Genomic DNA, 24752 nt, shown 5'->3' with positions numbered 1-24752 from the left:
GATTTATTTTAAATTCCTAAAATACGACATAATCTGTCGGTTATTATATATCTCGACATGTCCATTCGCCTCAATAGCGTGCTTGGGCATTGTTGAAATTAAGGCTTCTGTGGGCGATTGTACAATGACTTTCGACCCCATTCGCTGCAACTGCTTTATTCCATCCGTGCCGTCTTGATTAGCTCCCGACAGTAGAAATGCTGTACAGTGGTCAAGGTATACCTCTGCTGCGGTTTCAAATAACACATCGATAGAAGGACGTGAAAAACGTACACGTTCTGATATATCTAGGGAAAATGTTTTATCAGGCTCGACTAACAAGTGATAACCCGGTGCTGCGAAATAAATGCCTCCTTTTAATATATGCGCCTTGTCCTCCGCTTGAACGATCTCTTTTTTTAGCCTTGCAGAAAGTGTATCTTCTATCCTTGTGGTAAATTTGGGATTACGATGAATGACAATGACGATTGCCGGAGAGAATATCTCGGGTAAAGCTTCCATCATATCGATAATTAACGTGTATGAACCAGCGCTCCCTCCAATTAAAATGACGTCATCCGCTTTTTCCATCACTTTATTTTTTGATAAATGTTAAACTTTTTGTTGATGACCTTGAATTTAGACATGATTTTATGGTTGAACAATGTTTCTTTCGTACCTAGACATAAAAATCCAAATTCGCTTAGCGACTCGTAAAACAAATGAAATATACGGTTTTGGAGCTCTAGATCAAAATAGATAAGCACATTGCGGCAGGATATGAATTGGAATTCATTGAATACGTAGTCTGTTGCAAGATTATGTTGGGAAAAGAGGATGTTTTTTCGGATATCTGCGTGGATAATAGCAGCATCATACATGGCTGTGTAATAATCTGACAAGCTATTGAATGCGCCTGTTCCGTTATAGTTTTCGGTATATAATTTGAAGCTTTTAAGCGGATAGATCGCTTTTTTTGCCACTTCCAATACGTTGCTATTTACATCCGTACCATAGATGAAACTACGGTTATATAAATCCGCCTCCGTCAACATGATAGCTAAGGAATACACTTCTTCCCCCGTAGAGCACCCCGCGCTCCAAAACTTGAGGCGTGGAAAGGTTTCAAGATAGGGGAAGACATCCGTACGTAATGCGTTATAATAAAGCGGATCCCGAAACATCTCCGTTACGTTGACCGTAATCTCATTCATTAAATACGTGTGGAAACCTTCCACATTGATAATCGCATTCTTTAAATCCACAACATCCATGCGTTCTAAATCCATCACACGTTGTACACGGCGTTTTAATGAAGACTTGCTATAACCCATTAAGTTAAAGCCGGATACTTTCCCCACTAACTCTACAATGTCTTGGAGTTCTTGAAAGCTGATGTGGGATGATGTTAACTTAGCCATACGCGCATCAACGATATCAATTTGTCAATGTCGATTGGTTTGCTGATATAATCGCTTGCACCAATCTGTATAGATTTTTCCCTATCGCCCTGCATTGCCTTTGCGGTGACGGCGATAATAGGCAGATTAGCATTCTGTTTATGCTCCCTTATTTTCTTTATCGCTTCATAACCATCCATTTCCGGCATCATAATATCCATCAACACAATATCAATTTTTCCGATATTATTATTGGCGATCTCCACTGCCTCTAAACCGTTGTTGGCAATTTCAATTTCCATATTATATTCCTGGAGTGTTGTTGTTAAAGCGAAAACGTTACGCATATCATCGTCGGCAATCAGTACTTTTTTTCCTTCAAGGTTATCTGATTGCTGATTATTCTTTTTGAGCTTGTCGATATTTTTTATAGGTGTATAATCGTCCGAACTGATTTTATTTAGGAATAATGTAACCTCGTCTATCAATCGGTTATTGCTTTTGCCAGATTTGAGTACCATGGCTTTTGTATGCAATCTGATGTGCTCTATCTGTTCCTTTGAAAGATCATAAGCTGTATTAATAATAACAGGTGTATCCGCGTAGGAGGGCATAGACTTAATCTGGTCTAAGACATCCAATCCATTTGCATCCGGGAGTTTGATATCCAATATGACACAGTCGATATTTTGTTCTTCTTGCAGTTTACTAAGGGCAGATTGGGCCGAGAACGCTTGGATAACATTGATGTTATGTTCAGCAAATGCCGATTTTATAACGTCGCTCTGAAATTCCTGATCCTCGACCAACAATACTTTTTTGATTCCTTTGTTAATATTGAGCTGAATATTTTCAAAGGCTTTTCTTAACGCATCTTCGGAGACTGGTTTTGATAGGAAACCAATAGCCCCTTTTTCAATAAACTCGCGCTGGTTAAAAGTGGCGGCAGACATCATGTGCACAGGAATGTGCTTTGTTTCGGCATCTGCTTTTAATGTACGTAATACTTCCCAACCATCAGATATCGGCAACATGACATCCAATATCATGGCTTGTGGCTTAAATTGCCTTGCTTTTTGTATGCCGTCGACACCGTTGTGTGCCAACATGACCTGAAAGCCATATAGTTCGGCAAATTCACGCAAGATCTCAGCGAAATTAATATCATCTTCCACGATTAGCAGCGTGCGGGTTGCATCTGTTTCGTTTTCATGCTTTGCTGCAGCAGGAATCGGTGTAGCGTTAGTAACTGTTATATCTTTTGGTTCTACATCGAGAACCGTATTTGTTGTGGATTGTTGTTTTTGCGAGGCGTTCTTTTCGTTTGCTTGATAGGGGATGGTTAACGTAAATGTGCTCCCTTTATCAATTTCACTGGTTAACGTGATATGCCCTCCCAATAATATAGAAATTTCTCTACTGATGGATAAGCCTAACCCCGTGCCGCCATATTTTCGACTTGTAGAACCGTCCTCTTGGCGAAACGCTTCAAAAATCAACTGTTGTTTTTCATTGGATATACCCTTTCCCGTGTCGGAAACGGCGAATTTTAAGTGTTCATTCTCGCGTGTAATGGCTAATTGGATCTTTCCTTTGTTATCCGTGAATTTGAAGGCATTTGAAAGAAAGTTTTTAAGTACCTGCTCTAGCCGATATTCATCACAAACAAAGGTTGAAGCTACGTCCTCATGGATAGTGATGTCAAATTGTATGCCTTTCTTCTGCGCAACAGTAGCAAATAAACTTTCGATGTTGTCTGCAAATTCCCGCGTTCGTATAATATCTTGGTTGAGTTCCACTTTCCCCGCTTCAATCTTGGCAAGATCTAATAACTCGTTGATGAGCTGTAGCAAGTCACTGCCTGCACTGTGAATAACAGAAGCATATTTGACTTGATCGGCGTTGAGTGTTTCCGCTTTATTATCTTGTAAGAGTTTTGCTAAAATCAAGATGCTGTTAAGCGGCGTTCTAAGTTCGTGGCTCATGTTTGCCATAAACTCCGATTTATACCTGCTGGCAAGCTCTACCTCCTTGATCTTTTCTTCCACTGTTTTCTGCGCTGCGTTCAGCTCTTCATTGCGTGACGTCAGTTGTTTTGCTTTTTCTTCTAATTCGATATTCGCTTGTTGCAATTCTTCTTGTTGCACACGTAGCTCTTCTTCCGACGCTTCCAGTAAATTCGTTTTATAGATAAGCTCTTCGTTGGTAATACGCAGTTCTTCCTGCTGCGCCTCCAATTCCTCCGTTTGTTGTTGTGTTTCTTCCAAAAGGTTTTCTACCAACATGTGCGCCTGTCCGCTTTTTATAGCGATAGCTAAAACACGTGCAATTCGTTCTATATAGCCTGTGATTCTTGGCAAGACATCATCGGTATAGTTACCTCCGATTTCAAGTATGCCCAATGTTCGGCCATCCTCTACACAAGGTGATAAAAGGATAGTCTGAACTTGATTTGAACTCAGAGAACTGGAGGAGCTAAGTATTTTCCCCACATTTTCATGGATAACCTGTCGTTTTTTGTTTTTTGCAACATGCCCTATCAAGCCTTCGCCTTCGAGAAAGGACTCCGGTAACTTGGATATACTATCTACACCAATTTGTTGCTTTAATATATATTCATAAGAATCTACCTTTCGTATATATAAAGCTGCAGCATGTGGGTTTATTGTTTCTAAGATTGTCTCAAAAGCGATTCGGGCGATCTCGTTTTCGTCGTCGATGCCACTGATCCGCTCATTAAGCTTGCTAGATTCTATCAATACCCAGTTGCTGTCTTCAATTTGTTTTTGAGCGGCTTTAATTTCCTTGTTCAGTAAATGGGTCTCTTTAGAGCGTTGTCCTAATTCACGCATGGTTACTACGATCCTGGTAATGATGTACAGCAGGATGAGCATCAGCAAACTAATCAATACATAAGTTCGTGTTTTTGAAGCATCGGCAGATTGACTGAATTCGTCGACAATATTATGAAGTTCTTGTAGTGAGCTAGCTTGGTCTTGTAGCTTGGAACTAATTTCCTTGAACTTTTTGATCTGCTTATCAATGCCGTTGAAAAAGTATATGGCAGCACCTATAATTAAGATATAGGTCATTGTTATCCCAATGAACAATTGCCATTTTAGGCGTACGTTTTTTTTCATTTTGATATCAAACTAATGATATGCGACGTGTTTATCCGCATAGTATTTTAAAGGCCAATCTCGAAGAATAATCGAACCCATGTCTAATTAATAATTTGTTTTTCTAAAAGATAGATGCCCGTCGGCTACAAAAATAACAATTGGCTGATAGAAAGCTGTCTATATCCAAAAATAATTTATTCAGTTCGGACTCTTGCTAAGAGCAAAACCCTTGCAAGGTTTGCACTCATGAAGGTTCGCTATTATCAATTAAGTTGCTTAAAATGCGAAATAAAATAATATCTTTAAGGACTTACTTAAATTAATATTATAATGTATGGGACCTGAAATTAGCTTAGTTTTAATTATTGTAGGAGGAGTTGTTGCCTTTTTTGTGCTGATATACTTGTTGCCGGTGAACCTTTGGTTTACGGCGCAGCTTTCCAATGTGAGAATCAGTCTTTTAAATTTAGTGTTGATGCGCCTGCGGAAGGTGCCACCCTCGTTGGTGACCAATGCGATGATTACGTCCACAAAAGCTGGACTACGCATCTCTACGAATGAAATTGAAACTCATTATCTTGCGGGCGGCAATGTAAATAAAGTTATTAAAGCGCTTATCTCGGCGGATAAAGCGAATATTCCACTTGATTTTAAATTGGCTACTGCAATTGACCTCGCTGGGCGGGATGTCTTTGATGCAGTACAGTTGTCTGTAAATCCACAAGTCATCAATACACCACCGGTTGCTGCAGTTGCAAAGGACGGTATACAGCTCATTGCGAAGGCAAGAGTGACAGTGCGGGCCAATATCAATCAACTGGTTGGTGGGGCAGGAGAGGAAACGATATTAGCTCGGGTAGGAGAAGGTATTGTGACGACCATTGGATCTGCTGTAGACCATAAAGAAGTATTGGAAAATCCCGATAATATCTCTAAAACGGTGCTTTCTAAAGGTTTGGATTCTGGAACAGCATTTGAAATTTTATCGATTGATATCGCCGATATCGATATCGGAGAAAATGTGGGCGCTAAATTGCAGACAGATCAAGCAGAAGCGGATTTGAAAGTGGCAAATGCCCGGGCGGAGGAACGTCGCGCTATGGCAGTGGCTACCGAGCAGGAAATGCGTGCTAAGGCACAAGAAGCAAAAGCGAAAGTCATCGAAGCTGAGTCACAGGTTCCATTAGCTATGGCTGAAGCTTTCCGGAATGGAAATCTAGGTATCATGGATTACTATAAAATGCAAAATATGCAGGCTGATACGGAGATGCGTTCTTCAATTTCTAAACCAACACCGGGCGGGAAAGGAAAATCGTAAGTAAAAAGATAGAAAGGCAAAGTTGCCTCTAAAACAAAACCCTGGCGATGGGCGCCAGGGTTTGCTACTAACCAATTATAAACCTAAATTATGAAAAGACAATTTTAATATTGTAATCTTTGATTTTCCTCATTGATTACACTACAAAAGTACGTCGAAAAATCATATTTGTCAAGGCTTTCGAAGGTATAGTTGCCTATGTAACTAACATCTGACAAATTTCTGATGATATGACGGTTTTTGATAAGAATTTGACTTTGATTAATCAACTATTTTTATGATTTTACAACAGTTTGCTCACATTAAAGTTCTTTTTCTGGATGTCGATGGCGTTCTTACAGACGGCTCGGTACTTCTCACTGAGCAAGGTGAGCAATTAAGGCGATTTTCTATTAAAGATGGCTATGCCATACAATTGGCAATTAAGCGGGATCTTCGTATCGTCGCTATCAGTGGTGGAAAATCGAAAGGCGTATTGCATCGCCTTCGTGGACTCGGAGTAGAAGATGTTTTTCTTGATATTGCAGATAAACTTACATTAATGCGTGAAATTATTCTCCGTTATGATGCTGCATTAGAGAACGTTGGTTTTATGGGAGATGATATGCCCGATTTACATTGCTTAAAAGAGGTCGGATTGGCGATGTGTCCACTAGATGCTGTGGAAGAAGTAAAAGCAGTCGCGCACTATATCTCCCCGAAAAAAGGTGGGGAGGGGTGTGTGCGGGACGTTATTGAAAAGATATTGAAGCTGCAAAAAAAATGGTATGATGACGATGATAAAATAAAAAGTATCTAATTCTATATATCTATAGCGCTACGTGATTCCGTTAAATTCAAATATAATGCTATTAAATAAATTCAAAGATATTCCTATTGTCTTGGGATCGCAATCGCCTAGGCGGAAAGAACTCATGCAAAAGATGGGGTTTGATTTTCAAGTTATCGTCAAAGAGACAGATGAACATTTTGATAAACAGCAATCACCGCGAGAAGTCGTTGAACATATTGCTACCAACAAAATTCAAGGATTTGACAGTGCTTCATTTCATGATACATTGGTTATCACGGCCGATACGATTGTTGTCCATCAGGATGAAATCTTAGGGAAGCCCGGTGACGAGAAAGAAGCCTTTGAGATGCTGAACAAGCTGCAAGGTGCTCATCATGTTGTATTAACAGCCGTAGCATTACAGTACCAAGGAAAGCTACATTCTTTTGTCGAAGAAACGCAAGTGGAATTTTATCCCTTGTCAGCTGAAGAAATTATTTTTTATATGGAAAATTATCACCCGTTTGATAAGGCAGGCTCATATGGAATCCAAGAATGGATAGGATTTATCGGAGTAAAATCTATTACAGGTCCGTATGAAAACGTGGTGGGATTGCCGACAGCCCGGTTGTATCAGGAAATGAAAAAAATATAGGGGAGAATCTCCCCCCCTATATATTATTTAATGTTATATCGTATTCCGGTATAGAACATCCGGCCGGTTATCGGGCCCCATAAAAGATTCGTGTCAAAATGCTCCCCAAATGGCTGTTCGAATGCCAGAATCGGATCTTTCTGATAGAAGTTTGTCAAATTCTCCCCACCAAGATATATGGTGAAGTTCTTATCCGCACCAAAGCTTTTGCTAATTTGTGCGTTCATCGTGACGTAGGCATCAGAATAGGCTGCCAATTGATAATCAACAGGATTGCCGGCGGTAGACGGCAGACGTTTTTTACCCACCACATTCAATGTATAATCAAAACTCCATCCGCTATGTAAGTTGTATGCCATATTGATGAATCCTCTGTGCTTCGCTGTCAACGGTTTTTGTAGACGTCCATTATCCACGTAGTCCGTTTGAACGTCCAATAGCCTGTAAGCCATTCTGGTTTCAAAGTGTTGGGCAGGCATAAACCTAAATTCAGCTTGTAAACTATTAGAGTATGATTTCCCGTTTAAATTATAAAAAGATACTGCATTGGGATCTTCCCAATCTACAACCACCTGATTGGTGAAGTTGTTGTGGAAAAGTTCGAGCGATATACCCGATTCTCTACCGAATAATCGGAAATCTTGATCAAAAGTAAGTCCTGTGTTCCAAGATACTTCTGGTTTCAGTCCATAGGCTGTTCCATTACTGTTGGCGAGTTCTTCGTAGTCTATTGCGCGACTAGATGCAAATATGCCCAGATTTTCGGCAAAAATATTGGCTGTACGTTGCCCCCTTCCGGAACTTAACCGAAATGTAGTCGTGTTGGTGGGCGCATAGCGAATCACCGCCCTCGGTGTGGTAAACCAGCCGTAAATGCTATTATAGTCTTGCCGCAGACCCAACACCGCATCCAATTTTTCGCTGGGAGCGTAGGTGTATTCAAGAAATGCCCCCGATACGGTTTCTGTCCGACGAAAGTCGTATTCGAGGATGTTTTCGTTGTATTTGTCATATGATACGGAGAAACCAGCTCTATATTTGTGCTTTACATCGCCGATAACATCTTGATAAAGGAGGTTGGCATATCCACTATTCTGTTCATTGTCATAGGTTGTTAGACCGAAAAAGCTGTTTTGACGAAAATGTGAACCGGAGAGTTGCAACCCGATACTACGTAGTTTATGATTCGGGAAAACATAACCAATTTTAGCAAATCCTTCCACGCGGTCAATGTCAAATCCAAGACCATATCGATTGGTCGTCAGTTTATCGGTTTTTTTATCAAAATCGATTTCTCCTCCCGTGCGGTCGTCACTTAAATACTTAATGCCAAACTGTGCAACTAAGCCTTTGCCATCCTCATAATGCCATCTGTTTATCCCGGAAAAAGTATTACCTACAGGCATATCTCTAAAACCGTTGTTGCTGAAATTCATATTCTTGTTGTACATGAAATTATCATGTAAAAGAAGCCCCACAGACCATTTGTCATTTATTTTTTGAGCTAGGTTTAAATTCACGTCCGTACGCCCCATGTTGTTGGCATAAGCATTAAAATAGAGCCGGTCCGTATCGTGTGGCTTTTTCAATTCCACATTGATTTGCCCCGACATACTTTCGAAACCGTTTGCCACTGATCCCATACCTTTACTGATATGTATAGCTTCTATCCAAGGCCCAGCCATGCTATTTAAGCCTAGGGGTGATGCGAATCCTCGAGGGCCAGGGAGGTTCTCGACTGTTAATTGCGTGTATATTCCACTCAAGCCCAATAGTTGTACTTGTTTTGCACCTGTTACTGCATCACTCGCTACGACATCCACGGAGGCGTTTGTCTCAAAACTCTCGCTAAGATCACAGCAAGCAGCCTTAAACAGTTCTCTTGCCGTAATTGTCTCCACACGGTTAGCGTTCAATTTATCTACATAAGCCGTGCGTTGTCGTCTGGAAACAACCACTTCTCCTAAGACGTTATTTTTCGCGTGAACAACCAATATTTCGTGCAGGTTCTCTACTTCTATCGTGTCGGGTTGCATACCGGCATAGCTTACCACGAGATTTCTGTAGCCTTTTTCGTGTTTGATATCAAACACGCCCTCTTCATTGCTTTGCTTCTGTGTTGTTTTGTTTTCGAGCCAATGTACGTTTACACCCGCAATAGGTGTTAGATCGCCACGGTTGTTTTCTTGTACCACGACACCACGAACAACGTGTTCATGGTCATGGTTATGATGGTCATCATCATGCTCGGCAGTATTTTTTTCCTCACCAAGGCGGTCATATAAACAACATTGGTGGAGTTCTTCATAAACTTCTTGCTTTGCTCGTACTTCATCCGTATCATGCCCAACGCTGGCAATCGACTGTTTAATGTTTTTGGAGGAAGTAACGTTTGGATCGAAGGCCACTGTCGCCATACCATCCTGGGGGGTCCATGTTGCTTGGGAAACACCGTTTATTTTCGCGGCTTTCTCAATCCGTTGTTTACACATGGCACAATTTCCTGCTACTTCAAAGGTAATTGTGCTATCTTGTTGTGCAAAGCCGATTGTATATATACTGATAAAAAGTAAGGTAATAAGTCCTTTATATATGCTGTTCATTATATTTCGTCATTTGATTTTTCTTCGTAAATCTTGAAATCGTTGATTTGTAAAATTGTTGATTCGTGAATAGGTAAAACCTTTACGGCTTTACACCTTTACGTCAAAATCAAATTCGGAAGTTACAGTGGAGGAGGTAGGTCGGCGTGGATCGTTTTGCCAGAAGGAGCTGATCAGATCCGGTGTTTATTTTTTGCGTGTCATAATGTGGCTGAAAAACCACTAGCCAGATGATAGAAAGCGTAGCTGGCGATAGTGTCATAAAGTTAAAGGAAGAGGGTGTGCTTTCAACCTCTTCTTGTCCTTTCTTTAAGTCTATTTTGATGTCTCTACAGCAATCATCCTTATCCACATCACAAACATGGGATGAAGAAGATTCTTTTTCATGTTCATGGTCTAGACATATAGAACAGCTTTGGTGATGTTCATCAGCATTATCTTGGAGCATAACCAACGAGCCTCCATGACATTGGTGCATGTAGATAGTAGCTCCTGTACACGTTAACGTGTAAAAGAATAAAACTATGCTCGATAAGAATGCTCTCATTAAAAACAAAGGTAAGCAAAAGATTTTTAAAATTTTTTGCTAAAAAAAAGCAAAAAAAATTAAATGTAGGTATTGTTTTTAAGTAAAGAAGATATTAAATTTAAACATCATAAAACTAATCGACATGGAACAATTAATGTCTGAACCTAGGGTTCTTTTCTCTTTAGCGGCGTCACTTTTGTTAATAGCTATCGGTATATTTAAAGTATACTCGAGGTACGTGAAAGAACCTTGAAAGTTAGCTAATAGAGGATTGCTGTTTTTATCTTTATAGCCTGTCCTAAAACTGGGCTTGAGGACAGGCCAAAAGAGTTTGTGTTATCTATTGTGTTTTGATACTCTTAATGAAAGATTCTATTTTGTCCATATAGTTTTCGTCCGACAATAACCGAACAAATGCACTGCCAATAATAGCCCCCTTTGCGTAATTGGTAGCCTTCTGGAAAGTATCCTTGTCGGAAATTCCAAAACCAATGACCAATGGGTTCTTTAAGTTCATATCTTTCAAACGTTGAAAATATTGTGCCGCCTGTTCGCCCACTTTCAGGTTTTTACCGGTCGTGGCATTGGAAGACAAAAGATAAATAAAACTTTGAGAAAGGTCGTCTATTTTTCGTATCCGTTCTGGGGATGTTTGCGGCGTAATTAAAAAGATATTGCTAATGCTGTATTGCTTAAATATGTCTTGATACAGCTCTTCGTATTCGTACATAGGCAAGTCTGGAATAATAGCTCCATTCACACCTACTGCCTGACAAGACTTACAAAAGTTTTCGACGCCGTATTGTAAGACGGTATTGAAGTATCCCATCAAAAAAACGGGGATGGATACGCGTGATCTTAACGCTTCCAATTGTTGGAAAAGGAGTTGAAGCGTCATGCCGTTTTTCAAGGCAACCTCCGAGCTATGCTGAATAACAGGTCCATCTGCCACCGGATCAGAATAGGGGAAACCAATCTCCAGGAAGTCTGCGCCTGCCTGTTCTAATTTTTCGGCAATAGCAATCGTACTGTCTAAATTTGGATAGCCTGCCGTATAATAAATGGATAGTAATCCTTTTGATGCGTTGTTTTTAAATATATCTTGTGTTTGCATAGTTTAAAAGCCAAAATATTTCATATAGTTGTCCAAATCCTTATCCCCTCGACCCGATAAACAAATGACGACGTTTTCATTGCCTTGAAAAGTCATCTTTTCTAAATAGGCTAAAGCATGAGAACTTTCGATTGCTGGTATGATGCCTTCCAGTTTTGTAAGCAATAAACCAGCTTCCATAGCTTCGTCGTCGGTAATACTGACATACTTTCCACGCCCACTTTTATACAGCCAGGCATGTTGAGGTCCGATGCCAGGATAATCTAATCCGGCGGAGATAGAGTAAGGCTCGACGACTTGGCCGTCTTCTGTTTGCATAAGGATAGAACGGCTTCCATGCAATACGCCTTCGTTACCTAAAGCAGTTGTCGCAGCTGATTCACCGCTATCGACCCCATGTCCCGCAGCTTCTACGGCGATAAGCTGTACCTGCTCATCCTCCAGGAAATGGTAGAACATTCCCGCTGCATTTGATCCACCACCTACACAGGCCAACACATAGTCAGGTAGACTATTACCTGTTTTTTCTGCGAGTTGTTTCTTTGTTTCTTCGGATATGATAGATTGAAAGCGTGCGACTAAATCGGGGTAGGGGTGTGGGCCCACAACCGAGCCGATAATATAATGTGTGTCTACGGGATTGTTTATCCAATCGCGTAGGGCTTCATTGGTGGCATCTTTTAAGGTTTTGCTTCCGGATTGTGCTGCAACTACGGTAGCACCCATCATTTTCATCCGAGCCACGTTCGGTGCTTGACGTTGGATGTCGATTTCGCCCATATAAACAACACACTCTAATCCTTTTAATGCACACACGGTAGCGGTAGCGACACCATGTTGGCCGGCACCTGTTTCTGCGATAATCCGTTTTTTGCCTAAGCGTTCAGCTAAAAGAATCTGTCCGATGGTGTTGTTGATTTTATGCGCTCCGGTATGATTCAAGTCTTCCCGTTTTAGAAAGATGTTTGCACCATAACGTGCAGACAAACGTTTGGCAAGATACAAAGGCGAAGGGCGTCCTACATAATCTTTTAGCAGTTCCTGAAATTCTTGTTGAAAACTCTCTTCCTGCATAATCTCCAAATATTTTTTTTGGAGTTCCTCTACATTTGGATACAACATTTCGGGGATGTAAGCGCCTCCAAATGGACCATAATATCCTTTTTCGTTTACGTTATATTTACTCATGTTTGATTATTTTCAATGCTTGCTTTAATTTGTCAATGTCTTTTAATCCCGGTTTTACCTCAAATTTTGAGTTGATGTCTAAACCGATCAAGCGCTCATCTGTAATAGCTAATGCACTTGGAATATTCGAGAGGTCGAGCCCGCCACTTAAAAAATAAGGAACGGCATAAGGATATTTTTTCAATAATTCCCAATCAAAGGTGCGACCTGTTCCGCCATGTTGTGGGCTGCTGGTGTCAAACAGGAAATAATCAACGATCCCGACGTACGGTGCAAAATCTTTCCATTGTGTATTGGTGTCAATTCCGAATGCCTTGATAACTTCAACGCGCCCTTCTTTGATGTCCTGGCAGAACGTCGGCGGCTCTTGTCCATGCAATTGTACAGCTTGTAGACCCTGTGCTATTTTTTTATCAATAAACGTCTTTTCCGCATTCACGAATACGCCCGTTTTTTTAATTTGATCGGGAATGGAAATGGTTGGAAGCTCCGGCGTATAGCGGGCTGACTTATCATAAAAGATAAACCCCATATAGTCGATGGGAAGCGAGGCAAGAGCTTGGATATTTGTTGGCTCGCGCATGCCACATACTTTTATTTTTAAATCGTTCATGTTATGCGGAAATCAATTTATGGAAACTTTGCAATGCTTTTTTCCCCAGCAAGGATGATTCTGCTTCGTAATAACAATCTCCGAATGTTTTTTCAGGATGTATTGTCTTGATAGCGAAAGCGGCATTCGTCAGCACCACATTATTTTGTTTATCATTGCCTTCCGCGCTGATTATGCGATGGAAGATAGTAGCCGCTTCTTCCACGGTGTCTCCTCCAGCGAGGTCGACAGGGGTTATTGGCGAAAAACCGAGATCCTCTACTTTTACGTATTTCTCCCCTTGATTATCGATGATTTTAAAATCGCCCGTGAGCGATATTTCGTCGTAGCCGTCGAGCGCATGGATAACACTGTACTGCTTAGATGTTTTTTGATAGAGATAATTATACAGACGGGCAAGTTCCAAGCTAAATACACCCACCGCCTGAAATTTAGGGTTAGTGGGGTTAGTAAGCGGGCCCAACATATTGAAGAATGTTTTGACTCCCAATGCCCTTCGGATCGGTGCAACTGTTTTCATGGCAGGGTGAAAAAGCGGAGCATGCAAGAAACAGATGCGAGCGTCATCTAACTGGCGTTGAAGCTCATCCTGATTATTGGTGAACGTATAGCCCAAATATTCCATTACATTGGAAGAGCCACATCCCGAAGAAACACCCACATTGCCGTGCTTTGCCACATGATAGCCTGCTCCCGCGACAACAAAGGATGCCAATGTGGAAATATTAAAGGTATTTTTACCATCACCACCAGTACCACACAGATCAATCAGGTCATATCCGGGAAACTCTACCTTTTGGCAGAGGTCGTACATCGCATTGCGAAAGCCGCTGAGCTCTTCTACACGGATGCTTCGCATGCCATAGGTCGTCATAAAAGCCGCTATTTGATGTGGGTCATATTTCCCCGTCGCGATATTCGTAAGAATGCTGTATGCCTCTTCCGTTGTGAATGTTTTATACTCAAATAAATGAGCTAGTATTTCTTTCATATTATTCAGGACAAAAGTCTACAAAAAAAGGCTTGCCTAATTTAGGCAAGCCCACTATCTTTTGATGTAAAATTTCAAGCAATAGGTTTTCGCCACAACATTAACTGTTGTGCCACCACCAAGCTCTATTTACATTATTAAGTTTCATTTTTATTACTATTCAATAGCAAATGTCCAATATTTGTTAATCAAATGCAAGAAAAATTGTGAAAATTATTCAAAATATTGACGATCTCCTTTTAATATGTCACAAAATGTGCTTTGTCGCCTTTCGATACAAGCGTGAAAGATGCGATTTTGTCCTGTGCGATATAGACAGCTAACATCTGACGGTTGCGGTAGCGCAAGAAATACATTTTATCCGTAGGTTTTCCCTCGGGATCGATATCTCGGGTTTCCCGTTTGGACAATGCTTGAAAAGGGATGTATTCTATTTCATTCAGGTTTTTCGGTTGGAGATTAATTCGTATTTCTTCTATACTGGCCTCCAAATAGTCGTATTGTTCATCTGTTTCCGTCTGTTCCAATAATACATGTCTGTTTAAGATGAGATCCGGACGTTGCGTTTCGTCCGCTATATCGGAGATAAAACCTTTGATAAGAGCAATATCGTCTTGGACGGCCGTTTCAGTGGTTTGTGCTGTGACGAGCTGAATGGAACAGAAAAGAAGAAAAACTTGTGATAATATCTTTTGCATAAAAAGCGTACTTTTTAAGTAAGACCGCTTTTTAAAGAGAAGGATTAATACCTTCTCCTTTTAATATTCGTCTTCGTTAAAGAAGAAATCGTCTTTTGTCGGATAGTCGGGCCAAATCTCTTCAATGTTCTCGTAAGGCTCTCCGTCATCCTCCAGGGCTTGGAGATTTTCAATTACCTCAACTGGAGCCCCTGAACGAATACCATAGTCAATTAACTCATCCTTAGTCGCTGGCCATGGTGCGTCTTCCAAATGTGAAGCAAGTTCTAGTGTCCAATACATATATCTCTCTATTTAAGTGAATCCCTTTTTTTCGCAAAAATAACATTATTATCCACTAAATCAAGTCAAACGATTGTTATTAATTATGTTTTGATGTAATTGGTTGTAGTACAGTTAAATAAAATTATATATTTTCAAAATCAGACCCTTTTTCTTTGAGAGCATCGAGTCTCGGGTGTACAGACTTGATATCCGGATTAGGATAGTCATCCTCAATGAGTCCATCACGCATACGAACAATGCGGTGTGCATGTTGTGCGATATCCTCTTCGTGGGTTACCAAAATAATCGTGTTACCTCTTGAATGTATATCTTCCACCAGGCCCATGATTTCGATGGATGTTTTGGTATCTAAGTTCCCTGTAGGTTCGTCAGCCAGAATGATGGAAGGGTCGTTAATGAGCGCGCGTGCTACGGCTACCCGTTGCCGTTGTCCACCCGATAGCTCATTAGGTTTATGGTCAACACGATTTCCCAACCCGACGTTCTCTAAAGCATGCAAGGCCTTTTCTTCCCGCTCTTTTTTACTATAACCGGCGTAAATTAATGGAAGAGCCACATTTTCCAACGCCGAATTTTTTGGTAAGAGGTTGAAAGTTTGAAAGACAAAGCCGATTTCTTTGTTACGGACCTCCGCCAGTTCGTTCTCACTCATCTCCGAAACATTAATGTTGTTTAATATATATTGTCCTTTAGTTGGTGTATCCAGACAGCCTAAAATATTCATCAAAGTAGATTTTCCGGAACCAGATGGCCCCATGAGGGCAACAAACTCCCCCTTTTTTATTTTTAAGGATACCGACTTTAAAGCGTGTATCCTTTCCGCTCCGATGACGTATTCTCTTCCAATATCTTCTATTTGAATTAAATAATGCTCTTCCATGCGTTTCGCGTTAAGTGGGGGATAAGATACAATTTATTTGTTACAGATGTTCCATGCTTCCTTCATTTTGTGGTAGACTTCAGCTTCGAGGGAGCTGAATGCCTCACCGCCATCAGCATTCGGAATTATAGGAGCGAGCACTTTAACATGGATGACACCGGGTTTTGCGCCATAAGTTTTTCCGTCATCCCATAATATTTGCCACGCATCTTGAATGACGATGGGAAGAATAGGCGTCTGGTTTGCGTAGGCCATCCGAAAAGCGCCGGACTTGAAACGGTGCAAGAGAGGTGGATAATCATGTTCTATTCGTCCCTCGGGGAAAATAGCCAATGATTTACCCTCTTGAAGAAGCTCGAGTGCCCTTTTATATGCTTTAAATGCGGATATCTTACTGTCTCTTTTGACAGGTATATCGATGGTCTGAAAGAATATACGCGTGACAGGATTTTTCAGAAGTTCTATTTTCCCCATGAAGGAAAAAGGAGATTTACACAGATAGTTTAAAATGGTGATATCGAGGAAGGAAGTATGGTTGGCACATAGTACATAATTTTGGGACCAGTCGATAGGCGTTTCATATTCTACACGGATACGGATGCCAACAGCGTAGATACCTGCTAGGCTGATCCATCTTCGAAAAGACACCAATTTTCGGTAGTGTTTTTTGGGATTTCTAGCATAATAAAATAGAAGGGGATAGCCTAATGAAAAGAAAAATAGGACAGAGGTAAAATATGCATAAAGATGTATTCTTCTTAAGATTCTGGTCATACCTAATACGTAGAGACGTAGCACGCCACGTCTCTACAATTATAATCTATTTATTCAATTCAGCATAATATTTGAAGAATAAGGGAATAGTTTCGATACCTTTCAAATAGTTCTCTATACCGTATTTTTCATTCGGTGAATGCAGATTATCGCTGTCAAGTCCAAAGCCTAGCAAAACAGTCTTTACGTTCAGCTCTTTTTCAAACAGTGCTACGATTGGAATGGAGCCTCCACCGCGGGTCGGAATAGGCTTTTTGTTGAAAGCTTCTTCTAATGCTTTCTCGGCCGCTTGGTAAGCCATACTATCCGTAGGTGTTACTACCGGCTCACCGCCATGATGCGGTGTCACCACTACTTTCACGTAAGGGGGAGCGATCGCTTCAAAATGTTTTTTGAACAAATTGGTAATCTTTTCTGAATTTTGATTAGGAACCAATCGCATGGATATTTTAGCGTGAGCTTTAGCTGGTAATACCGTTTTCGCTCCTTCACCGATATAACCACCCCACATACCGTTTACCTCTAGCGTTGGACGGATTCCGGTACGTTCGATTGTTGTATACCCTTCTTCTCCCCACACCTCGTCAATACCCAGATCAGCCTTATATTCTTCTATATCAAAAGGAGCCTTGTTCAACGCCTCTCTTTCTTCTTTGCTTAATTCTGCGACATCGTCATAAAATCCGGGAATGGCAATATGATTATTTTCGTCATGCAATGAGGCGATAAGTTTAGCAAGGATGGTTGCAGGATTCGCAACGCCGCCCCCGTAGACGCCTGAATGTAGATCGCGGTTTGGCCCCGAGACTTCTACTTCTACATAAGAAAGTCCTCGCAATCCCGTTTCCAACGAAGGTTGTTCAAGACTGATCATAGACGTATCGGAAATGACGATGACATCATTCTTTAAACGCTCTTTATTCTCTTTGACAAAAGTTCCTAAATTGGCAGAGCCTACTTCTTCTTCGCCTTCGATCATAAATTTAATGTTACAGGTCAAGGAATTATTCTTCATCATGTATTCGAATGCCTTGACGTGCATGTAAAATTGCCCTTTATCGTCCGCAGCGCCTCTTGCGTAAATTTTTCCATCACGGATGGTAGGTTCAAATGGAGGAGTATCCCACAATTCCAAAGGATCGGCTGGTTGTACGTCATAATGCCCGTATACCAAAACTGTCGGAAGAGACGGGTCAACAATTTTTTCTCCGTAAACGATGGGATTTCCTGCCGTTGGACAAACTTCTACCCTGTCAGCACCCGCTTCTTTCAATTTATCGGCAACAAAGTTGGCTGTCTTTACAATGTCTTCTTTGTATTTGGAATCGGCACTTATAGATGGGAAACGTAATAATGCGAATAATTCTTCTAAAAATCTATCCTTATTGGATTGGACATATTCTTTTATTGTCTGCATAATGTTGTGTTTTTACAAACCTAAATAAATTCATTTTTATATGCAATTTAATCGCTTCTGCATATAAAATGAACTTTTAATTTAGCTCTCCTCTACCCATTGAAAACATGTTTTTAGAGGAAAAGTACCAATTATAATTTATGCTAAATAAAAAGGAAAAGACAAATTCTAAGATGTTAAAAAATGCTAAAGATTTCGAAAAAAAATGAATTGTGATATAATTATGATATTTTCGTAGAGGCGTTAGTTTATGAATTTTAGCTACCAATTTAATGAAAAGACTATCTATATTATTTTTTACACTCTTTTTTTTGGGTTGTTTTACTCATTTGCGGGCACAAACAACCATCACGGGTAAGGTACTGGATGAAAGCGACCAAACCTCACTTGTAAACGCTACGATAATGCTATTGCAAGCTAAAGACTCTATTTTGATAGCGCATACAAGAGCGGGTGAAAATGGTGGGTTTAAGCTGCTTAAACCAGACACGATTCCGTATTTGGTAATTGTGAGCTATCCTAAATACGGGGATTATTTTAAACATATTGGAGATGATGGGGACGTGAATTTGGGGGACGTAAAATTGACTAGTATAAGCCATTTAATTGAAGAGGTTATTGTGACCGGTAAAATTCCTGTCGTTATAAAAGGAGATACAACAGAATATGATGCATCAAGTTTTGTTGTTGAAAAAAATGCAAAAGTAGAAGATTTATTAAAGGTATTGCCCGGTATTTCGGTAGATGCGGATGGTAAGATAACTGCCCAAGGGAAGACCGTAGAGAAAGTACTGGTGGATGGTGAGGAGTTTTTCGGTGATGATCCGACATTGGTAACGCGCAATATCCGTTCAGATATGGTGGACAAAGTTCAATTATATGAAAAGAAATCCGAAGAAACAGAGCGTACAGGTGTGGATGACGGGCAACGTATACAGACTATAAATGTTAAATTGAAAGAGGATGCCAAAAAAGGAATGTTTGGCAAGGTAGAAGGTGCGGGAGGTACGGATGATTTCTATTTAGGAAAGCTCGCCCTTAACAAATTTAATGGTAGCCAAAAAATTGGAGCTTATCTCATGGGAGCTAATGACGGCAATCTAAGTTTAAATTGGCAGGAAGCAGAGAAATTCGGTATGTCGAGTATGGAGACCGGAATGACGGATGGTGGAGATATGTATATGATATATAGCGGTGATAGTTTCGACCGCTGGGATGGTAAAGGAAGGCCTGAAGCACTGAGTACAGGTGTAAGTTTTTTGGACGCCTGGAAAGAAAATAAGCATAAACTGAATGGAAGTTATAAATACGGCATGATCCAAAATGACGTGGTAGAGAGCTCCCTATCCAGAAATAGTTTGCCGGGTAATGAAGAATTAAATACATCCAGTACATCCACTCGGGAAACCGATGCCCGAAGGCATAGGTTTAATACAAAATACGACTTGAAAATAGACTCATTGACCACCCTTACGATCAATCTATCAGCATCAAAAGGCAAATCAGAATCGAATAGCCGCACAGAGGCTTCTTCTTGGGATGAAAATGGTGACTTTGTGAATAGTAACGACAGAACGGAGAGTTCTATATCCGATAACACGGACTTCAACTACCGGGGTTATCTTACAAGGCGGTTCAAGAAAACGGGGCGTTCGGCATCCTTTCGGTTTGGGGGAAATGTCAGTGATAACAAAGGGTCGGGCTTTTTGAACTCTACTCTTGATACCTTAGACAACAGTGGTAATATCGTGTCCGTTCCTACAGACCAACAAAAAGAAATAGATCGTCAATCGAATAGCATAACCACTTCATTGACTTATACCGAACCGATTACTTCCAAATTGAACTCTTCTGTCGGGTATGAATATAATATGTCAAGAGCACACGCCATTAACACCTCCTACAACAAGGACGACGATGGTAATTATACAGATTTTGATGAAGTATTCAGCAGTGACTTTAATTTCAATACGATAAGAAATGCGGTTAACGTCGCCCTCAACTATAAACTGGAGAAATTCGAAGCTAATTTTACAAATAATTTTAGGAACGATGATATGTTCCAACAAAATAATTACGAAGACCTGAGTGCAAGCCGTGACTTTTTTACCTACAACCCTTCGGCAAGATTACGGTATAATTTTAGGGGCAACAGAACCGTCGGTTTTCACTATAATCATTCGAATACGCTGCCATCGCTCTCGCAGATCCAGCCGCTTCGACAGAATCAGGATCCGTTAAATATAGTGGTGGGGAACGAAGACCTGACTCCGGCACGTAACGACCGATATAATATGTATTATAGCAACTATAATATGATGAAAGGGACCAATTTATATGTCGATCTAGAGTGGAGGCAAACCCGAAATGCGATTCAACAGAATGTAATGATCGAAAACGGTGTGCGGACGTTGTTCTATGAAAATTTGGACGGATATGTTGCAAATAATGGTCGGATATGGCTAGGTGGAGGTTTTGACGTGAGTAAAAAAATACAGTTGAAAGCGCGTATTTCGGGAAATGGAAGCTACAATAATTATTATAATTATATCAATTCACAATTGAACGAGAATACGAATTATGACTACTCTTTCGGTTTGAACCTTTCTAAGAATACAACAAAGAATATCGATTTCAATATTGGTTTTTATCCTGGATGGCGGTTGATGGAAACTTCTTTACAACCTGAACTGAACAGCTCTGGTTTCGTTTATAATACCAATGTTTGGTATTCTTGGAAATTACCTTGGAAACTAAGTTTTTATGGAAATATGACTTATAATTATGAGGCGCCGACAAAAGCGCTGAATGAGAAATTTGAACTCTTGTTATTCAAGCCTGGGATATCAAAGAAATTCTTAAAGGATGAAAGCCTTGTTGTGGATTTTTATGTCAACGATATTTTTAACCAGAATAAAGGTTTCAGGAGATTTCAATCGGGCAGCGCAATTTCACAAAATACATACAATACCATATCTCGATATTTCATGTTGAAAGTCAGTTGGGATTTTACATCCATGAAAGGAGGAAAAGAATAATGAAAAGAGCAATCTATATAATTACAATAGTGACAGCTGTTTTTATCACTGGAGCGGCAAAGGCACAACATGCTTATTTCCCGACGGAAGGTACTATTCTTTATGATAAGACGGTACACGTCAAAAACTTGCTCAGGCGACATATCTCGACGTTAAAAGACGGTGATTTTAGCAAAACGTATTTTCAGGAATTGCAGGATAGGGTTTCGGAGACCGCTGTATTGAAGAAAAAAGTTTCTTTTCGTGGACAGGAAATGAGTATGGAAAATGTTTCTGAAACTTACGATCCCATCATTAATAATCTAATTCGGATGGGTTTGCTTGATTATCAACAGACACTCTATCAAGACCTGTCTAAATCCACATTAAAATCCGCTTTTGAATTAGGTGGATCTCCGGTTCTCATCCAAGACTCGCTGCTGCAAGTAAAGTGGAAGATTACGAATGAATATCGTAACATCGCGGGATATGATTGCCGTAGAGCCAATGGCGTTACATTAGACTCGGTATATGTGGTCGCATTCTATACCGACCAAATTCCAATATCGGCAGGACCGGGTACAGTACATGGACTTCCCGGAATGATTTTGGGATTAGTTGTACCAGAGCAGCATTTCAATATTTATGCAACAGATGTGAAGTTTGGTTCTCCTACTTTAAAAACGACTGTAGGTAGAAAAAGGGATCAGCCGATGACGCGTAAAGAAGCACAAGGTAGGCTGAAGGACATTCTCGGGCGTTGGATGACGGATCAACAATTTAACTTATTACTGGCGGCCATGTTTCTTTAGAAGAGATCATTATGTTCCTAAAAAAAAAGCCCGATTGCATGCAATCGGACTTTTTAAGTCATACATATGAAAGAACTATTTTCCTTCGTTTTTCTTTGAAGTTACCTCATTACGAATTTCTTGAGCTAACGTTTTGATTTCTTGTAAACCCTTACGTACGCGAGTTCCTGCAGCTGAATTACCATTGTTGAAGAACTTGTCTGCATCAGCTTCGATAGATGCTACCAAGTCTTTTAGTTTGTTGTAGTTTTCCATTTTTCAAAAAATAATTTAGTTTTTATGAATATTATATTTTAAGCTGATTAAAAATACAAGCTAAATATACAAAAACAACGTTGTAAAGTGCAATTTTTGTATTAAAAACGAAAAATAAATTTCGTTTGACGGTATTATTCTACAATTTTCAGCTCATCAATGATATTTTGTGCACCGGCAAACTTATCGATGATGAACAATACATAACGGATATCGACTGATATGGTGCGTTGCAAGACCGGATCAAAGATGACATCACCCGCCATGGCTTCAATATTTCCGTCAAAGGCCAAACCGATAAGTTCGCCGTTTCCATTTAGTACCGGAGAGCCCGAATTCCCTCCTGTGATATCTTGATCGCTTAAGAAATTTACTGACATGTGGCCGTCTTTATCTGCATATCGGCCGTAGTCTTTCGCTTCATATAAATCCATCAAACGTTGGGGCAAATCAAACTCCTCGTCACCGGGTTGATATTTCGCAATTGTACCTTTTAGGGTTGTATAGTTGTTGATTTTCGCATCATTACGAGTATCCTTCGGTAAGGCACGGATTGTTCCATAGGTCAACCGCAAAGTGGAATTCGCATCTGGATAGTATTTTCCTTTCGGATTTGCTTCCAATGTACCAGCTATATATTTGCGGTAAGCCGACTGGAATTTATTATCTAAAGCTTCTATCTCCGGTGTTCTTTCTCTGTATTTATCCATTAAAGCGGTGGAAATCAAGTAAAGTGGATCGTTATCAATCACGTCTACTGACGGGTTGGCTAAAAACGAATTCAGTTTGTCTGTCGAAGCAAAAATACTTTGGTCGAAAGCTGTCTGAACAACTGTTTTGAAATTGCCATTATTTTTGGAAGCGAGCTCCTGTATATAAGGCGCGATATTTCCCGCTTTTGCAGCATAGAGGTTCAATTCGTCAGACAAAACGTCAATTTCCAATGGAAGATAGAGGTTTTCAAAGGTCTCAGCAATTCCATTTTCCAGACGTGGTAACATGTCCGTACGTCCCTTTTCATTAGCCGCAGCATACTGTTTTAAAGCATTTCCCAAGCTGTAAGGAAGCGGAGCAAATGTCGAGGAACGAAGCATACCGATAAGATAGTTATCATGTCTCGCCTTTTCGTTGGTCGCGGCATAATAAGCATTAATGTCGGAAAGTACATCGCCATATTTTGCCCGATTAGCTTTTTTGTTCGCCCATTTTTGAAATTTCTTTTCTTGCTTGCGTTTGGTGACTGCGGTACGGTGTTTAGTCAATGCGTCAATCATTCCCTGGCGGTTTTTCCAATAGTTTGCAACACCGGAATAAGTTGAAGCGTAGTTTAATTTTACCGCTTGATCGCTGTCCATATGCTTCTTCATCGCGTCCATCCCTACTTTAGAGGCTTCTACCCATGCCGGGTATGCATACTGGACATTTTGATCGATGCCGGCAGCAGGCATCCAACGGTTTGTACGTCCGGGATAGCCTAAAATCATAGAGAAATCACCTTCTTGAAAACCTTTAATGCTGATAGGCAAGAAATGCTTAGGTGTTAATGGTACGTTGTCTTCTGAATAAGCGGCAGGATTACCATCTTTATCTCCATATACGCGGAAAACAGAAAAATCACCGGTGTGTCTAGGCCATTCCCAATTGTCGGTATCTCCACCAAATTTTCCAATGCTGTTAGGAGGTGTACCTACCAAACGTACATCCGTGTAATCTTGGTAAACGAAATAGTAGTATTCATTTCCGTTATAAAACGATTTAACGGAAACAATGTATTTACCATTTTCGCTATTCTCCTGTTCGATTTTGGCAATTTCCTGGTTAACGATTTTTTCCCGCTCTTTTTCGTTCATGTCATCATTTACCAAACTCAGAATACGTTTGGTAACGTCATCCATACGTACGAAGAAACGAACCGATAAAGATTTGGGTTTTAATTCTTCTTCCAATGATTTTGCCCAAAATCCGTTTGTCAAATAATCGTTTTCCGGTGTAGAAAGCTCGGCGATGGCACCGTAACCGCAATGGTGATTGGTGAAAACCAATCCTTTACCAGACACAATCTCGGCGGTACATCCACCGGCAAATTGCACGATGGCATCTTTCAGAGAGGAATTATTGATACTGTAGATTTCTTCGGCTGTCAGTTGCAGCCCTTTCTTTTGCATATCCGCCTCATTCAGACGTTTTAAATGCATTAAAAACCACATTCCCTCATCAGCGAATGTGGTCATACTCACTGTGGTAAGGAGTATAAAAATCCAAATTTTCTTCATATTCAACCAATTTTGATATGCAAATTTGATTTAATTCCTTATTAAATCAAAATAATA

At 40.3% G+C, this 24752-nt stretch carries 21 protein-coding genes; 5 read left to right on the top strand and 16 right to left on the bottom strand.

What is annotated here, in order from left to right; all coding sequences use genetic code 11:
* Positions 1 to 3: 3 nt before the first annotated feature.
* The 3 genes from H8B21_RS01830 to H8B21_RS01820 are packed head-to-tail and all read right to left on the bottom strand — an operon-like array spanning position 4 to position 4519.
* Entirely contained in the window at positions 4 to 570 is a 567-nt protein-coding gene (locus H8B21_RS01830) for a chemotaxis protein CheB (protein ID WP_190312084.1), read from the bottom strand.
* On the bottom strand, positions 570 to 1400 hold the full coding sequence (locus tag H8B21_RS01825; RefSeq protein WP_190312083.1) for a CheR family methyltransferase: 831 nt from the start codon (positions 1398 to 1400) through the stop codon (positions 570 to 572). The genes H8B21_RS01830 and H8B21_RS01825 overlap by 1 nt, the downstream gene beginning before the upstream one ends.
* A complete protein-coding gene (locus tag H8B21_RS01820) occupies positions 1388 to 4519 on the bottom strand; it encodes a response regulator (protein WP_190312082.1) in 3132 nt (1043 codons plus the stop codon). The genes H8B21_RS01825 and H8B21_RS01820 overlap by 13 nt, the downstream gene beginning before the upstream one ends.
* A gap of 316 nt (positions 4520 to 4835) precedes the next feature.
* Between H8B21_RS01820 and floA the strand changes: the two genes are divergently transcribed.
* The 3 genes from floA (at position 4836) to H8B21_RS01805 (ending at position 7246) form a co-directional block, all read left to right on the top strand.
* Positions 4836 to 5819 (top strand): flotillin-like protein FloA, encoded by a 984-nt coding sequence (floA, locus tag H8B21_RS01815; RefSeq protein WP_190312081.1) that lies wholly within the window; start codon positions 4836 to 4838, stop codon positions 5817 to 5819.
* 277 nt (positions 5820 to 6096) lie between these two features.
* Positions 6097 to 6618, top strand: coding sequence for a KdsC family phosphatase (locus H8B21_RS01810; RefSeq protein ID WP_190312080.1), 522 nt, complete (start codon positions 6097 to 6099; stop codon positions 6616 to 6618).
* 46 nt (positions 6619 to 6664) lie between these two features.
* Positions 6665 to 7246: a Maf family nucleotide pyrophosphatase gene (locus H8B21_RS01805; protein WP_190312079.1), complete on the top strand. Its 582-nt coding sequence runs from the start codon at positions 6665 to 6667 to the stop codon at positions 7244 to 7246.
* 23 nt (positions 7247 to 7269) lie between these two features.
* Here the strand turns inward: H8B21_RS01805 and H8B21_RS01800 are convergent, their stop codons facing one another.
* The 11 genes from H8B21_RS01800 to H8B21_RS01750 all read right to left on the bottom strand — a co-directional run bounded on the left by H8B21_RS01800 (position 7270) and on the right by H8B21_RS01750 (position 18338).
* A complete protein-coding gene (locus H8B21_RS01800; RefSeq protein WP_190312078.1) occupies positions 7270 to 9849 on the bottom strand; it encodes a TonB-dependent receptor domain-containing protein in 2580 nt (859 codons plus the stop codon).
* A 109-nt stretch (positions 9850 to 9958) separates the two neighbouring features.
* On the bottom strand, positions 9959 to 10396 hold the full coding sequence (locus H8B21_RS01795) for a hypothetical protein (protein WP_190312077.1): 438 nt from the start codon (positions 10394 to 10396) through the stop codon (positions 9959 to 9961).
* 322 nt (positions 10397 to 10718) lie between these two features.
* Positions 10719 to 11492 (bottom strand): tryptophan synthase subunit alpha, encoded by a 774-nt coding sequence (trpA, locus tag H8B21_RS01790; protein WP_190312076.1) that lies wholly within the window; start codon positions 11490 to 11492, stop codon positions 10719 to 10721.
* 3 nt (positions 11493 to 11495) lie between these two features.
* Entirely contained in the window at positions 11496 to 12680 is a 1185-nt protein-coding gene (gene trpB / locus H8B21_RS01785) for a tryptophan synthase subunit beta (RefSeq protein WP_190312075.1), read from the bottom strand.
* Positions 12673 to 13263 (bottom strand): phosphoribosylanthranilate isomerase, encoded by a 591-nt coding sequence (locus H8B21_RS01780; RefSeq protein ID WP_223814770.1) that lies wholly within the window; start codon positions 13261 to 13263, stop codon positions 12673 to 12675. Before H8B21_RS01780 ends, trpB begins: the two co-directional genes overlap by 8 nt.
* Before the next feature lie 31 nt (positions 13264 to 13294).
* The gene (trpD, locus tag H8B21_RS01775) at positions 13295 to 14284 is read right to left on the bottom strand and encodes an anthranilate phosphoribosyltransferase (RefSeq protein ID WP_190312073.1); all 990 of its coding nucleotides are present in this window, start codon (positions 14282 to 14284) and stop codon (positions 13295 to 13297) included.
* A 239-nt stretch (positions 14285 to 14523) separates the two neighbouring features.
* Positions 14524 to 14982, bottom strand: a complete 459-nt coding sequence (locus H8B21_RS01770) for a hypothetical protein (RefSeq protein ID WP_190312072.1) — start codon at positions 14980 to 14982, stop codon at positions 14524 to 14526.
* Between the two features lie 60 nt (positions 14983 to 15042).
* Positions 15043 to 15264 carry a DUF2795 domain-containing protein gene (locus H8B21_RS01765; RefSeq protein WP_017258669.1) on the bottom strand — a complete coding sequence of 74 codons (222 nt, stop codon included), beginning with the start codon at positions 15262 to 15264 and terminating at the stop codon, positions 15043 to 15045.
* Between the two features lie 124 nt (positions 15265 to 15388).
* A complete protein-coding gene (locus H8B21_RS01760) occupies positions 15389 to 16147 on the bottom strand; it encodes an ABC transporter ATP-binding protein (protein WP_190312071.1) in 759 nt (252 codons plus the stop codon).
* Between the two features lie 33 nt (positions 16148 to 16180).
* Positions 16181 to 16921, bottom strand: coding sequence for a lysophospholipid acyltransferase family protein (locus H8B21_RS01755; protein ID WP_223814769.1), 741 nt, complete (start codon positions 16919 to 16921; stop codon positions 16181 to 16183).
* A 46-nt stretch (positions 16922 to 16967) separates the two neighbouring features.
* On the bottom strand, positions 16968 to 18338 hold the full coding sequence (locus H8B21_RS01750; protein WP_190312069.1) for a dipeptidase: 1371 nt from the start codon (positions 18336 to 18338) through the stop codon (positions 16968 to 16970).
* 272 nt (positions 18339 to 18610) lie between these two features.
* Between H8B21_RS01750 and H8B21_RS01745 the strand changes: the two genes are divergently transcribed.
* Both H8B21_RS01745 and H8B21_RS01740 read left to right on the top strand, forming a co-directional pair.
* Entirely contained in the window at positions 18611 to 21376 is a 2766-nt protein-coding gene (locus H8B21_RS01745) for an outer membrane beta-barrel protein (protein WP_190312068.1), read from the top strand.
* The gene (locus H8B21_RS01740) at positions 21376 to 22167 is read left to right on the top strand and encodes a GLPGLI family protein (RefSeq protein WP_190312067.1); all 792 of its coding nucleotides are present in this window, start codon (positions 21376 to 21378) and stop codon (positions 22165 to 22167) included. The genes H8B21_RS01745 and H8B21_RS01740 overlap by 1 nt, the downstream gene beginning before the upstream one ends.
* A gap of 75 nt (positions 22168 to 22242) precedes the next feature.
* On the opposite strand, the gene H8B21_RS01735 is transcribed toward H8B21_RS01740, so the two are convergent.
* Together H8B21_RS01735 and H8B21_RS01730 are read right to left on the bottom strand one after the other, a co-directional pair.
* Positions 22243 to 22422, bottom strand: coding sequence for a histone H1 (locus H8B21_RS01735; protein ID WP_190312066.1), 180 nt, complete (start codon positions 22420 to 22422; stop codon positions 22243 to 22245).
* Positions 22423 to 22556: 134 nt separating this feature from the next.
* On the bottom strand, positions 22557 to 24695 hold the full coding sequence (locus tag H8B21_RS01730; protein ID WP_190312065.1) for a S46 family peptidase: 2139 nt from the start codon (positions 24693 to 24695) through the stop codon (positions 22557 to 22559).
* Positions 24696 to 24752 lie beyond the last annotated feature (57 nt).

The organism is Sphingobacterium chuzhouense, assembly GCF_014692525.1.
Taxonomy (GTDB): domain Bacteria; phylum Bacteroidota; class Bacteroidia; order Sphingobacteriales; family Sphingobacteriaceae; genus Sphingobacterium; species Sphingobacterium chuzhouense.
The sequence above is the reverse complement of the archived record's forward strand: the minus strand, read 5'-3'. Positions and strand labels throughout refer to the sequence as shown.

Coding starts and splice junctions, on each gene's coding strand:
- H8B21_RS01830 (WP_190312084.1), bottom strand. CDS start 570: ATGGAAAAAGCGGATGACGTCATTTTAATTGGAGGGAGCGCTGGTTCA.
- H8B21_RS01825 (WP_190312083.1), bottom strand. CDS start 1,400: ATGGCTAAGTTAACATCATCCCACATCAGCTTTCAAGAACTCCAAGAC.
- H8B21_RS01820 (WP_190312082.1), bottom strand. CDS start 4,519: ATGAAAAAAAACGTACGCCTAAAATGGCAATTGTTCATTGGGATAACA.
- floA (WP_190312081.1), top strand. CDS start 4,836: ATGGGACCTGAAATTAGCTTAGTTTTAATTATTGTAGGAGGAGTTGTT.
- H8B21_RS01810 (WP_190312080.1), top strand. CDS start 6,097: ATGATTTTACAACAGTTTGCTCACATTAAAGTTCTTTTTCTGGATGTC.
- H8B21_RS01805 (WP_190312079.1), top strand. CDS start 6,665: ATGCTATTAAATAAATTCAAAGATATTCCTATTGTCTTGGGATCGCAA.
- H8B21_RS01800 (WP_190312078.1), bottom strand. CDS start 9,849: ATGAACAGCATATATAAAGGACTTATTACCTTACTTTTTATCAGTATA.
- H8B21_RS01795 (WP_190312077.1), bottom strand. CDS start 10,396: ATGAGAGCATTCTTATCGAGCATAGTTTTATTCTTTTACACGTTAACG.
- trpA (WP_190312076.1), bottom strand. CDS start 11,492: ATGCAAACACAAGATATATTTAAAAACAACGCATCAAAAGGATTACTA.
- trpB (WP_190312075.1), bottom strand. CDS start 12,680: ATGAGTAAATATAACGTAAACGAAAAAGGATATTATGGTCCATTTGGA.
- H8B21_RS01780 (WP_223814770.1), bottom strand. CDS start 13,263: ATGCGCGAGCCAACAAATATCCAAGCTCTTGCCTCGCTTCCCATCGAC.
- trpD (WP_190312073.1), bottom strand. CDS start 14,284: ATGAAAGAAATACTAGCTCATTTATTTGAGTATAAAACATTCACAACG.
- H8B21_RS01770 (WP_190312072.1), bottom strand. CDS start 14,982: ATGCAAAAGATATTATCACAAGTTTTTCTTCTTTTCTGTTCCATTCAG.
- H8B21_RS01765 (WP_017258669.1), bottom strand. CDS start 15,264: ATGTATTGGACACTAGAACTTGCTTCACATTTGGAAGACGCACCATGG.
- H8B21_RS01760 (WP_190312071.1), bottom strand. CDS start 16,147: ATGGAAGAGCATTATTTAATTCAAATAGAAGATATTGGAAGAGAATAC.
- H8B21_RS01755 (WP_223814769.1), bottom strand. CDS start 16,921: ATGACCAGAATCTTAAGAAGAATACATCTTTATGCATATTTTACCTCT.
- H8B21_RS01750 (WP_190312069.1), bottom strand. CDS start 18,338: ATGCAGACAATAAAAGAATATGTCCAATCCAATAAGGATAGATTTTTA.
- H8B21_RS01745 (WP_190312068.1), top strand. CDS start 18,611: ATGAAAAGACTATCTATATTATTTTTTACACTCTTTTTTTTGGGTTGT.
- H8B21_RS01740 (WP_190312067.1), top strand. CDS start 21,376: ATGAAAAGAGCAATCTATATAATTACAATAGTGACAGCTGTTTTTATC.
- H8B21_RS01735 (WP_190312066.1), bottom strand. CDS start 22,422: ATGGAAAACTACAACAAACTAAAAGACTTGGTAGCATCTATCGAAGCT.
- H8B21_RS01730 (WP_190312065.1), bottom strand. CDS start 24,695: ATGAAGAAAATTTGGATTTTTATACTCCTTACCACAGTGAGTATGACC.